The following is a 13,755-nucleotide window of genomic DNA, read 5'->3' as shown; positions in this document are numbered from 1 at the left end:
TTTTCTAATCAAAAAAATACAATCAATAAAATTTTTAGCTTTCGATAATCTTTATAATCTACAGTTTTTTAGAGTTATGACACGAAAATTTTAATAAGATATCAAACCGATGTGTCTCACAACACTAAAGAAAATTAAATCACATCGTGACTTTGTGGTTTTTTCTCCTCAAAAATCGCTTTCAAAAAATTTTCAATCTGAACACTCTTCATTAGGTAAGGATTAAAGTCAGAACCTGCTGAGAAACTCTTTAGAGCATATTCCTCATCTTCAGCGCTTGAAGTAAGGTGTTTGATTAAAAATCCATCCCATCGACGTACTTCGACTTCCTGTACTTTAACAATATTAGGAGAAATCTTAAAATGCTCCTCAATAATCTTAGCTAACGCATTATTAACAGCAGGCCTAGAGCCTTGAATATTTTGAACAAAATAATCTTCATTAATTACAAGCGCTGATACTAAGCTGTTTTCCTCAAAATATTTTCGCCAATGCTCAAGTGCACGGGTCAACTCCACCCCTGATTTTAATTCGACGTTTCTGCCAATGTACGTTAGGCTAATAAGAAGATGCTCGCCATTTCTTTTTCTATTTTCTAGAGTATGGTTTGTCGTTATAATATTCATAAGAAACCCTATTTGCAAAATACTTGTTCTAAATTAAGATACACTTTATTATAAAATATAATCAATGAAATTGTTGCGTTTTGGGCAGGTTTTTATCCTCTATGCTGACTTTATATGGTTATGATATGAATATATTAACAAGATGCATATCGGCATTTTTATCGTTGCATTTTACTACAACAGCTAATAAAAACGGTGCAATGCCATTATTCCAATACCTCAAAACTCTAATCTCTATTAGCCTATAACTACTATTGAATTCTAAAATACGCATGACTAAGCTTTTTCTATCAAGGCGGGTATTACAAGAGCCATTCATCGGATTTGATGTAAAGCATGTCATCAATTAGTACATTTTTAAATTTAGTGGTCTTAAAACACCTAAATTTTAAACCTCACAATCTGAATGATGACACGCCCTAGACAGGTCAAGGTCAAATACTGCTACCAATATCAGCTTAGGGCTTTTTCTCCTCAAAAACGGTGTTCATAAAATCTGTGATTTGCTCTTTTTTCATCATATAAGGATTGAAGTCAGTGCCTGCTGAGAAAGATTTTAGAGCATATTCCTCATTTTTAGTACCTGATATTAGGTATTTGATTAAAAACCCATTCCATCTTCGCGTCTCTATCTCTTCAAAATCAATAATATGAACTAGGAGATGTGGCCGTTCATTCGTCACCCTAGTTACAAGCTCATTAATAGCAACTCTGGATCCTTCAATGTTTTGAATAAAATAGTGATCATTAATGACAAGCGCTGAAGTGATATTGCTTTTTTCGTTATTTTTTCGTGCCGTCTCAAAGGTACGAGTCAGCTTTATGCCATTATCTTTCTCACGATTTTTACCGATATATGTGAGGCTAACCAGAGTATCTGCACCGTCTTTATCTCCCTCCTCCAAAACTTCAGTAGCAGATTCTGAGATGTAATCAATAACTTTATGCATAAAAGATTCCAATGGTCAAAAGCCGCTTTAAATTAAGATACCCTTTACTCTAAAGTACAATCAACAACATTTTGTATTTTTTAGTAGGTTTTTACCCGTTATTACTATTTTCTAGAGAGCCAACGTTGCAGTTTCAATAAGATAGCGTACTCCTACTCCTATCGCTACATCGTAGTACTACAGATTTTGATACATTCAGTGCGGTAGTCTTGTCTAATAAAAAATAAAGCTGAACTATTTTTCGCTATAACACTAATTCAGCCCCAAAATAGGAATCACCAAATCTTCTTCATCAGTGAGGTGTTGCGACAGTAGCTCATTTGCATCCATTAAGCGCTGATGCAATAGCTCAACCAGCGCTTTATCTTCAGTATTGCTTGATGCTAGCCTGCTATTTAGCACTTGCAGCTCATTAAGCAGTGTATCTAAATGCACATGATCACGATCTAATATCTCAAAACCTGCTTTTAGTTGAGGGTACATGCGCATGAACTGTGGAAAGTAGCCTGTATCTTCAATATTATGGTGCTGATGTAATTTAAAAATATATTGATTAATCCGTGGTGAGATTTGTGAGCGGTATTCTAACCATTCAATATCACCCGAACGATAGGCATCACTGATTTGGATAAGAACGTGTTGGCGTTTACGTATGTCAGCGTGAATACTTAGCCAAAACGATGTCTTATAAACATAGTCTGCACTAAACCATTGATTAGGCGGTAGCTTCTCGTACAAAAACAGCCAATCAGCCTCTAACCGACTGTCAGGATGACGTGGAGTCGGAGCAAGTAGCCCCTCATCTGCTTTATTTTGAGCGTTTGAGTTTTGAGTGGAAGCAGTCATAATATTGTCCCTATAAATTATTTTGCTTATTCAGTTTTCTCTATAAGTGCTTGAGTCCTATAAGTGCTTGAGTCGTTATCAATAAATCCTCTTTAAAAACTTAGCTCAGAAAACGACATAGTAATTTATTAGATAAAATTCATTAGATGAACTAAAAAATATTTAATTTAAGTGTAGTCTATATATAGTCTAAACATAGAAGATCAACGGTATCTTCGGTAATACGTTAGCAATTTTATGAATCATCAAAGTGAATAGCGTAAGACCCATGCGTTACACAACCTAGTCAAAACCATTCTCATTTTTGGCTAATGAGGCTGTAGGATAAGACGAATAATAAAGTCGCTCAGACATTAGTAATCAGCTACTATTACCTTTAGTAGCAGCGCTTAAAATGTAAAGGATCATCATGTTTATCGAAGATAAAATTGCTCAAGAAAGTATGAATACCAAAGTTTCTACACCTAAAATCATCTTTTTCGATATCGATGATACCTTGAGTCGCAGCGGCGTCATTGCCAAACATAATAAAGCAACCCTTGAGCAACTGGCAGACACTGATATCAAGCTGGTGATTTCAACTGGGCGCTCCAAGGCCATATTGCCTGAGGATATCTTAGCATTGCTTGATGCAGATATATTGGATGCCATTATTTGTATGAATGGACAGTATAGCTTTGATAAAAAGGGCCGAATCAGCCACTATCCATTGTCAGATGAGCAAACAGATAAAATCGTGCGTCTTTGCCAGCAGAGCGATTTGATTCATAAGTTTGACTCTGCTACTCATATCGCATGGTCAGATGAAAACGACCGTTTGCGTGAATTCAATGCTATCACACCCAACTCCATTCTTGACTCTGAGTATTACAAGTCAAATATCGTCTATCAATGCTCAGTATTTTTTAATAATCAACAAGAAAAAATGCAAGATATCGACTTTGCGCAGTATGATTTAAAACTGGTGCATTGGCATCAAATCGGTGCAGATATATTGCCAATAGAGGCATCAAAAGCTCGCGGTATCAAAGATGTCTGCGAATACTATGGGGTAGATGTTAGCGACTGTATGGCGTTTGGCGATGGTATGAATGACTTAGAGATGTTTGATTTGGTGGGGTTTGCGGTTGCGATGGGGGATGCGCAGCCTGATCTGATAGCGCGTGCTGATTTCGTCACAGGTACGATCGAAGAGTACGGCATACAGACAGTGCTTGAACCGTTCTACGCCACCTCGTCAACCAAATAAAATCTTATTTGAGCATGTATTGCGTACCTATCAATATCCTGTCAAAGCATCGTTGAACTACCATCAACAGTCATTGAATCTTCGGTGATAGCGGCGCTCAGTCATTGAATCTTCGGTGATAGCGGCGCTCAGTCATTGCGTCGCATCCTTTGCTGTTCTGGTGTAGCTAATTATTATGTTAAGTTCTAAGTTATAAGTTCTTGGCGCTATTTGACGCTTGAACCTTCGCTTGTCCTTATACTTGTAATAGCATAGGTCTATACGGCCATTATTTGTCTCACCCTTGGCAATACTCTAGAAAACCCACTCAGCATTGGCTGTCTTTAAACCAATTTTGATTAGTATTATTAGCGACCTTTATTAGCATAACTAAGCATCGTCTTGATAATAGCCCTTTAAATTGTCTAAAGTAATAACCATAATAGTTTTATTAGCGACATCAGGCATCGACTGCCTGATTATTTTTATCTAGGAGAAGTATTTTGACCCATTTATCATCGTCCTGTCCAGACAATCCAATTCGTATCGGACGTATAGTACCAAAGGCATTATTAGCGGCAGCTATTGGCTTGGCATTATCCAGCTGCAGCAATTCTGACAATGCGGCAGATGCTAGCGCTGCGGCGAGCAATGAGGCGCTCAATTTGTATAACTGGTCAGAATACATGCCACAAGAGATTTTGGATGGTTTTGAAGAAGAAACTGGCATCGCAGTCAATTACACAACGTTTGATTCAAACGAAGCGATGTACGCCAAACTTAAACTGCTCGATGATTCTAGCCAGTATGATTTGGCCATTCCATCGACTTATTATGTCGAAAAAATGGCCAAAGAAGGGTTACTGCAAGAGTTAGATAAGTCTAAATTAAGTAACTTTAAAAACCTCGATACGTCATTTACCAACACCAAAGTCGATCCTGACAATAAATACTCTATACCGTACATGTGGGGTAGCACCGGTCTTGCGATCAATGGCGATAGTGTCGATCCTGCAACTGTGAATAGCTGGAATGACCTATGGGACCCTAAGTACAAAGGTCAGGTGATGCTTACCAACGATGTGCGTGAAGTGTTCGGTATGGCGTTACTGACGCTAGGCTACTCGGGCAACAGTAGCAATCCTGATGAAATCAAAGCGGCTTACGACAAGCTTACAACGTTAATGCCAAACGTCAAAACGTTTAACTCTGATGCGACACGTATGCCGTACATCGAAGGTGAGACGTCTCTTGGCATGACGTGGAATGGCGAAGCAGTCATGGCGAATGACGAAGGTCTAACGAGCCTAGCTTATAAATACCCAACTGAAGGCGCTATCTTGTGGATGGACAACTTTGTCATTCCAAAAAATGCCAAACAGGTTGATGCAGCACATAAATTTATTGATTACTTATTGCGTCCTGAAAACGCCAAAATCGTGAGTGAAGAAATTGGTTATGCCTCACCAAACCAGGCAGCACGAGAGCTGATGGATGAAAGCGTTCGCAACAATCCAACGATTTACCCATCTAAAGACGTGTTAGCCAAAGCGGAATTCCAAGAAGATGTGGGCGATGAAGCACTACAAGTGTATCAACAATACTGGGATAAGCTAAAAACGGGTCGCTAATAGCCATGGTTTAATACCTTTAAAATAAAGTAAATCTTTAAGAAAAAACGCTGATCCTAAATGGTCAGCGTTTTTTTGTGCGTTATAAATGCAAATCTGTCTCGCCGCCCTGCTCTTTCATCCGGCGCTGCTCACGGCGCTGATAACCCAGCCCAGATGCAGCAAACCAGTGTAGCTTAGAGGTTTGTAACAGATCACTCAATTGCTGCAACTGGGTTTGCAACGTCTGTGTTAACCAAAAATACCCCTGCCACTCAAATGCTAAGTGCTGCACACTTGGATATTCTGACACAGCAATACGAGTAATCGGGCGAAACACTTCATCACTTGGACTTCGGAGTACCGCCGCCATATGCTGCATGGCTTGCGTCAATTCGTGCTGATAATGTATCAGTAACACATGGTTTTCTTCATCAATTTCGATATTCGTCAAACGCGGAGCAGCGCTTAATAATAAATCAATCGTTCCGATAATATTACGATGGGTACGCTGAATTGTCTCTAGCGTCTCTTTTTCGATTCCTGACTCACTTGCTGTCGCAGCGATATGTGGACGCACAGCCAGCAGGCGTTTATTGATCTGCTGTAGCGCTGTTACCAACTTCCTATCAACGGGTACTTCTTTAATAGGAAAGGCCATTGGGTTTGATTTTTGAGTAGCATTGTCCATTACCCCATCCGCTGCATCAATATGATGACCCACGCCAGCATAGAGACTGCTACAAGCGTCAAGATTACTACTCAATAAAAACCGCCACATCAACGTTGATTTGAGCGGTAAAATCAGCGTCACTGCTACCGAAACACCTGTACCCAGTAAGATATTTAGCGCGCGGTAGATGCCATCTTGACCGATGCTGTTTTGACCCAAGTCAGAGACAATCATCAACATAGTGATACCCGTTAGCAGCCCTGTATATCCGAGCTTTCTGACGGCTAAATAGCCAATGATGCCGCTTAATATACCGATAAGTGCATAATCGATCCATAGCCATGCACCTGCATTTTGAATGAACCACAGCACCCCAAGGGCCGTACCTATGCCTAATAGAGTACCCAAGACACGCTCTTTGGCTTTGGTATAGATAGCGCCTTGATACTGCAATAATCCCAAGATAATAAAAACCGTAATGGTGGTCCACTCACCATGCGGCAGGTTGGTGAGTTTATTGGCCAGTAGCGCCAGTATGACAGCCGTTCCTAAGCGAATGGCGTGCAAGACGTCGGCATGTTGATAGCGAACATAAGGCTCAGTAAATGGAGCAGTAATAAGCTGGTAAAGGGTTGATTTCACGCAAGGCTACTCTTTTTAGTAAATAAACGAGTTTTAGTGGATAAATGAGGTAAACGATAAAGCATATAGGGTACGCAAAAATATGCTAGCAGTCGAGCCTCGATTTACCAAGCATCACTCAAAAAAAACGCCTTTTGTCTGATAAAAGACAAAAGACGTTTACATCACAAACCACTAATAAATCGTGGAATCTAAATCGAGGTAATTATACTTCTAAAAAGTCTAGTATACCTTCTGCTGCTTCGCGGCCTTCCCAAATAGCCGTCACGACCAAATCAGAGCCACGTACCATATCACCACCTGCAAAAATTTTGGGATTCTGCGTTTGGAATTTAAAGGTTTGTTTTTCTGCAGCCAACACTCGACCAGAGCTGTCCATTGCCACTTGCTGCGACTCGAACCAATCAGCAGGACTTGGTCTAAAACCAAATGCCATAATCACGGCATCACATGGGATAATCTCTTCAGAATTAGGAATCGGCTCAGGACGCTGACGTCCGCGGTTATCTGGCGCACCCAAGTGCGTCGTGACTACTTTCACCCCATTGACCTTGCCGTTTAAGCCAATGATTTCAGTAGGCTGGCGGTTGAATAAAAACTCAACCCCTTCCTCACGAGCATTGACTACTTCGCGGCGTGAGCCAGGCATATTTTCTTCATCACGGCGATAAGCACAGACGACTTTTTCAGCACCTTGACGAATACTGGTACGGTTACAGTCCATCGCTGTGTCACCACCTCCTAGTACGACAACTCTTTTGCCTTTAAAGTCGATGTACTCTTCGGCGTCTTTTTCCCAGTCGTTACAGCGATTGACGTTGGCAATCAGATAATCTAATGCATCATAAACGCCATCTAGCTCTTCACCAGCAAACCCGCCACGCATATAGGTGTATGTACCCATACCCATAAAGACCGCGTCATACTCAGCCAATAGCTCATCAATGGTGACGTCTGTACCGATCTCTGTCTCTAAGCGAAATTCCATACCCATGTCTTCAAAGATGACACGGCGGTTACGCATGACGTCTTTTTCCATTTTGAACTCAGGAATACCAAAAGTTAATAAGCCACCAATTTCAGGACGTTTGTCAAAGACGACAGGCTTGACACCATTTCTGACCAAGATATCTGCGCAGCCAAGACCTGCTGGTCCTGCGCCAATGATAGCAACTTTTTTGTCTGTCCAAACGACTTCAGACATATCTGGGCGCCAGCCAAGTGCAAACGCGGTATCGTTGATATATTTCTCGACATTACCAATGGTCACTGCCCCAAAGCCATCGTTCAATGTACAAGCGCCTTCACACAAACGGTCTTGCGGGCAAACTCGTCCGCATACTTCAGGCAAGGTATTGGTGCGATGGCATAATTCAGCCGCTTGGAATATCTGTCCTTCTGTCGCCAACTTTAGCCAGTTAGGAATATAGTTGTGTACTGGGCATTTCCACTCGCAGTACGGGTTACCACACTCAAGACAACGATGCGCTTGCTGAGCAACAGCTTCGTTTTCAAAAGGTTTATAAATCTCAACAAACTCTGTTGAGCGCGTTGCAATGTCTTTTTTGGTTGGATCAAATCTCGGTACATCTAAAAACTGGAAGTTATTTTCTAAGCGTTTTGCCATGGTGCTATCTCTTTTATATAAGGCTCTTTTGCAGTGGGTGGCGACAGTCATGCGATGTGTTGTTTGTCTAAAATCTAAGACATATATCACTGCTGTCACGTACCTGCTGAAAACCTGTGAGTTAAAACGTCTCTAAAAACGGAACGCTGGCTACCCCAATTAAAGTCATTGTCGATTCCTCAATACGATCTCTTAAGACAATCGATTGACACGACCGACAATGACAAATCGGCTATTGTGGGTCGGCCATGGTAGTTTTAAGAAGACTTGCAATGTTCGCCGCTTTTGGCTTCACCAAATAGAATTTACGAACATAGTGCTCAAAGTCGTCCAATATCGTCTGACCCCACGCACTGCCTGTTTTATCTACATGAGCTTCAATCACTTGTTGTAAGTGAATGCGATGCTCTTCTGTTTGCTCGCTTGAGATACGGTTCAGATCGATCAGTTCATGATTGCAACGATCAAAGAAGTCACCTTCCATATCGAGTACATAAGCAAAACCACCCGTCATACCAGCGCCGAAGTTGAGTCCAGTACGGCCAAGAATCGTGACGATACCGCCCGTCATATATTCACAGCAATGGTCACCTGTACCCTCGATGACTGCATGCGCACCAGAGTTACGGACGCCAAAACGCTCACCTGCGGTCCCAGCAGCATATAACTTACCGCCCGTTGCACCATATAGACAAGTATTACCGATGATGGCGGTTTCTTGTGCCGTAAAGTTTGAGTCTTTAGGTGGATAAATGACAATCTCACCGCCAGCCATGCCTTTACCCACATAGTCATTGGCATCGCCTTCAAGCTCAATATTTAGGCCGCCAGCATTCCACACGCCTAAACTTTGCCCTGCAGTACCTGTCAGGCGAAGCTTGATCGGCATATCGCTCATGCCAAGGTTGCCCCATACTTGCGCAATCTCACCAGAGATACGAGCACCAATAGAGCGGTCACAGTTGCCAACGAAATAGCTATAATTACCGCCTGAGCCTTGGCGAATATTCACAAGCATATCACTAATCATTTGCTCAGCGAGCAAGCCTTTATCAAACGGCTCGTTACGCTCCACCTGACACGTTTGGGCTTTGCCCACACTGGCTGGGTGACTAAATAGCAATGGCGTTAAATCAAGATGACGCTGCTTATCAGTATTACCTTCTAAGATATCGAGCAAGTCAGTACGACCGACCAGCTCTTCCATGCTACGAACACCTAGCGCTGCCAACCATTCACGTGTTTCAGTCGCCACAAATTTAAAGAAATTAATCAGCATTTCTGCTTCGCCAATGAAATGCTCATCACGCAGCTTGGCTTTTTGGGTAGCAACCCCTGTTGGACAGTTGTTCAAATGGCAGATACGTAGATACTTACAGCCAACTGCAATCATCGGCGTGGTACCAAAGCCAAAGCTTTCTGCACCAAGAATGGCGGCCTTGACGACATCCAATCCTGTTTTCAGACCACCATCGGTCTGAACACGTACCTTATCACGTAACCCATTCACTCGTAGAGACTGATGGGTTTCAGCCAGACCTAGCTCCCATGGCGAGCCTGCATGATGGATAGACGATAGCGGAGATGCTGCTGTACCACCATCATAACCTGAGATCGTAATCAAATCGGCATAGGCTTTGGCAACGCCTGTCGCGATCGTTCCCACACCTGGACGTGAAACCAATTTAACGGATACCAATGCATCTGGATTGACTTGCTTTAAATCAAAAATCAACTGCGCCAAATCTTCGATAGAGTAAATATCATGATGCGGCGGCGGTGAAATCAAGGTCACGCCTGGCACCGAGTAACGCAAGCGAGCAATCAACGCATTCACTTTACCACCAGGTAGCTGACCACCCTCGCCCGGTTTTGCACCTTGAGCCACCTTAATCTGCATCACTTCTGCTGAGCGCAGATATGCAGGTGTCACGCCGAAACGACCAGAGGCAACTTGCTTGATCTTTGAGTTACGCAATGTGCCATAACGCGCAGGATCTTCGCCGCCCTCACCAGAGTTTGAGCGACCACCGATGGTATTCATCGCCATCGCAATCGATTCATGCGCCTCAGGAGACAGCGCGCCTAGCGACATGCCAGCTGAGTCAAAACGCGTCAAAATCTCAGAGATATCTTCAACATCATCGACATCGATACTGTTGTCAGTCTTTAGTTGCAATAAGTCACGTAAAGTCGCGACTGGGCGGCTATTGACTAGATTGGCATAATTCTGATAATTCTCATAATCGCCCGTACGTACTGCCGTATGTAGGCTGTTAATCACGTCAGGGTTAAAGGCATGGTACTCTTTATTGAAGACAAATTTGAGCAAACCGCCCTGATCTAGTGGCGCACGACGCTTGAACGCGTTGGCAGCCAGTTGCGCTTGGTCAGCGGCAAGATCTGCAAAGGTAGCGCCTTTGATACGGCTTTGTACACCTTTAAAACATAAGCTCACGACTTCTTCAGAGAGACCAACCGCTTCAAACAGCTGCGCCCCGCGATACGACACAATGGTAGAGATACCCATTTTTGATAAGATTTTTAGCAAACCTTTATCCAAGCCTTTGCGGAAATTAACGCGAGCTTGGATCGGATCACCAAGCAGCTCACCAGTAGCCACCAAATCATCGATCACATCATATGCCAGATACGGATACACACAAGTCGCACCAAAGCCAATCAATACCGCTATTTGATGCGAATCGCGCGCCAGACCTGTCTCAATCACCAAGTTAGCATCGGTACGGATACCTTCTGCAATTAGATAGTGATGCACGGCTCCTGTGACTAGGATGGCATTGGCGGGTACTTTTTCTGCATCGATATTTTTATCAGATAGTACAATCAAGGTGTTGCCTGAGCGGATGTTATCTGCCACTTGCTCACAAATAGCGACGATAGCATCAGATAGCTCTAGAGTACGGTCATAGTTCAGATCAATGCGAGCCATCTTGAATGCTGGATCATCCAAGGTTTCAAGCTGCTGCATTTTGCTAGCTGACAATACTGGCGATGACAAAATAATACGATGAGCATCTCTTGCTGATGGTGCAAATACATTGGTTTCAGCACCTAGGCAGGTCTGCAATGACATCACGATTGATTCACGTAATGGATCGATTGGCGGGTTGGTCACCTGTGCGAATTGCTGACGGAAAAAATCACCGACATGGCGGATTTGCTGTGATAGCACTGCCATTGGCGTGTCATCACCCATCGAGCCTACTGGCTCTTGACCGTTTTCAGCATTAGGGCGGATGATCTCTGTACGCTCTTCATTGGTGATGTGATACATCTTTTGTAAGGCTTTGAGCTTATCGCCACGACAAGCTTGCGCTGCTAAGGTTTCTTCTAAGCGCTCATCATCACGGACACGTGTCGCTTCTTCACGCAGCCACTTTCGATACGGATGCGCATTTTTCAGCAACGTTGCAACAGCAGTCGTATCCATCACTTGACCTGTCAACGTATCAATGACCAGCATTTGGCCTGGGCCGACACGACCTTTTGCCAACACATCTTGTGGTGAGTAGTCCCAAACACCAACTTCTGATGCAACCGTGATATAACCGTTCTTGGTCGTCACCCAACGTGACGGACGCAGACCGTTTCTATCAAGCATACAGACAGCATAGCGTCCATCTTGAATAACAAGCCCTGCAGGACCGTCCCATGCTTCCATATGCTGCGAGTAAAACTCATAAAACGCTCGCAAATCCATATCCATGCTATCGACGTTCTGCCATGCAGGTGGTACTAAGATCGACATCGCATGGAACAAGTTCATGCCGCCAGACATTAGCACTTCGAGCATGTTATCTAGGCTTGATGAATCAGAACCTGTGCTATTTACGAGCGGCGTCAATTCATTCAAGTTCGGCAGTTTTTCTGATTTGAGCTTTGGCGTACGTGCTTTTGACCAGTTGCGGTTACCCGTGATGGTATTCAATTCACCATTATGAGCCAGATAACGGAACGGCTGTGCCAATGGCCAACGCGGCAAAGTATTGGTGGAGAAACGCTGATGGAAAACCACGATATGTGATGCCAAGCGCTCGTCTTGAAGATCCAAGAAAAATGCTGGCAGGTCTGATGGCATGACCAGACCTTTATAAATAATGGTCTGGCAGCTTAATGAACATACATAAAACAGCTCGTCATCTGTCAGGCGCTGCTCTGCTTTTTTGCGTGCAACAAACAGCTTACGGTTGAAATCTTCAGCAACCAAGTCATCTGGCGCATTGACAAATACCTGCTTAAAATCTGGTAATGTCTCACGGCCGATCTCACCCACAATACTCAAATCAAGTGGCACATCACGCCAGCCAGCGACTTCTAGTCCTTGAGCGGCAATCTCATCGCTCAATACTTGCTGGCTATGCTCGGCTTTACCATCATCCAAATTGACGAACACCATACCAACAGCAAAGTTGTCTGTGATTGCGAATTGCTGCTCATCAGCGATCTGTTTAAAGAAGTCGGTAGGCGTCGCTAATAGTAGACCGCAACCATCACCAGTTCTACCATCTGCCGCCACACCACCACGATGTGTCATGCAACTTAAACTATGAATGGCGGTTTTTACCAAATTATGGCTGGCTTCACCCTTAATATGAGCAATTAGACCAAAACCGCAATTATCAGAAAAATCATCTGGCGTGGCCAGGTGTGTTTGCGAGGAAATCATTGACATAGCTTGTCCTTTTAAGTAGACGGGCAACTTACATCTCCAATGCGGAGCATAAGCTGGTACCCGTAAGCAGAACGGGCTGATAGTGGATATTCGGATAGTTGAATTAGTAAATGGTGCGAGGCTCAATCAACATCATGCTATAAAAGCAAGTAACCCTTTGACCCTCTTGGTCATTAGGTAATGTCGTGACATATGCGTCATATATTAAAGACAGTGAATGGCAGCCCTTTGAAACAGAGTAATTTATACCCCTAAATGCCAATTGCCCAATCAGTAATACCTTATGTCGTTCGTTTAAGCATCATGTGTTATGTCGTTATATCTAGCAATGAGAGCTGGACATCCAACCATTTAATAATCGTGCATGTGGTTCGTCTTGAATATCTGACGCTCTGTATTCAAGCGCCTTATTCACTCTAAAAAGAGTGACAATAAGAGAGGTTGCGTCACTTACAAGCACTTTAACATAGTCAGTAAGTAGCCGCGCTTGAGAAAACAAACCCTAGTAACACACCTTACAAATCATTGATTTGCTACTAAATGCTTGTTTAATAATAGTTTTTTACGATAACTATACAGAACGTCGCCCACAGTTATATTAGTTAATGATTCACAAAAAATCTAGTCTTTTCTATCGATTCATCAGCCATAATTTGTATAAGGTCTCATTACTATTGGTTATAGGACGATTAAAAACCTATTAGAAATATAATATAAAGCGCCTATGTTAGGGTTACCTGAGGCAATGGATGATATCTGTCTACCTTGAATACTTTGCCCCAAAATAGCGACAGTAGCCACTAATATATTAAAAAAACGAAGTATAAAAAAACCCACTAACCAATTAGCTAGTGGGA

General features: G+C 42.9%; 8 protein-coding genes. 2 read left to right on the top strand and 6 right to left on the bottom strand.

Features of this window, described 5'->3' with window-relative positions; translation table 11 throughout:
- Nucleotides 1-134: 134 nt before the first annotated feature.
- The 3 genes from AC58CZ_RS00135 to AC58CZ_RS00125 all read right to left on the bottom strand — a co-directional run bounded on the left by AC58CZ_RS00135 (nt 135) and on the right by AC58CZ_RS00125 (nt 2,422).
- Complete coding sequence (locus AC58CZ_RS00135; protein WP_494223720.1) at nt 135-626, bottom strand: BLUF domain-containing protein; 492 nt, start codon at nt 624-626, stop codon at nt 135-137.
- A 458-nt stretch (nt 627-1,084) separates the two neighbouring features.
- On the bottom strand, nt 1,085-1,576 hold the full coding sequence (locus AC58CZ_RS00130; RefSeq protein ID WP_494223721.1) for a BLUF domain-containing protein: 492 nt from the start codon (nt 1,574-1,576) through the stop codon (nt 1,085-1,087).
- A 252-nt stretch (nt 1,577-1,828) separates the two neighbouring features.
- Complete coding sequence (locus tag AC58CZ_RS00125) at nt 1,829-2,422, bottom strand: hemerythrin domain-containing protein (RefSeq protein WP_494223722.1); 594 nt, start codon at nt 2,420-2,422, stop codon at nt 1,829-1,831.
- Between the two features lie 409 nt (nt 2,423-2,831).
- On the opposite strand from AC58CZ_RS00125, the gene AC58CZ_RS00120 reads away from it, so the two are divergent.
- A complete protein-coding gene (locus AC58CZ_RS00120) occupies nt 2,832-3,671 on the top strand; it encodes a Cof-type HAD-IIB family hydrolase (RefSeq protein WP_494223723.1) in 840 nt (279 codons plus the stop codon).
- A 482-nt stretch (nt 3,672-4,153) separates the two neighbouring features.
- Nucleotides 4,154-5,281, top strand: a complete 1,128-nt coding sequence (locus AC58CZ_RS00115) for an extracellular solute-binding protein (protein WP_494223724.1) — start codon at nt 4,154-4,156, stop codon at nt 5,279-5,281.
- Between the two features lie 82 nt (nt 5,282-5,363).
- Here AC58CZ_RS00115 and AC58CZ_RS00110 read toward each other — a convergent pair whose 3' ends face one another.
- From AC58CZ_RS00110 to gltB, 3 genes are all read right to left on the bottom strand, one after another.
- Nucleotides 5,364-6,575 carry an FUSC family protein gene (locus AC58CZ_RS00110; protein WP_494223725.1) on the bottom strand — a complete coding sequence of 404 codons (1,212 nt, stop codon included), beginning with the start codon at nt 6,573-6,575 and terminating at the stop codon, nt 5,364-5,366.
- A gap of 205 nt (nt 6,576-6,780) precedes the next feature.
- Nucleotides 6,781-8,202 carry an FAD-dependent oxidoreductase gene (locus AC58CZ_RS00105; RefSeq protein WP_494223726.1) on the bottom strand — a complete coding sequence of 474 codons (1,422 nt, stop codon included), beginning with the start codon at nt 8,200-8,202 and terminating at the stop codon, nt 6,781-6,783.
- 232 nt (nt 8,203-8,434) lie between these two features.
- Nucleotides 8,435-12,898 (bottom strand): glutamate synthase large subunit, encoded by a 4,464-nt coding sequence (gene gltB / locus AC58CZ_RS00100; protein ID WP_494223727.1) that lies wholly within the window; start codon nt 12,896-12,898, stop codon nt 8,435-8,437.
- Between the last annotated feature and the right edge of the window lie 857 nt (nt 12,899-13,755).

It is taken from the genome of Psychrobacter sp. CR212 (assembly GCF_059693765.1).
This window is presented reverse-complemented; position numbering and strand designations above follow the sequence as displayed.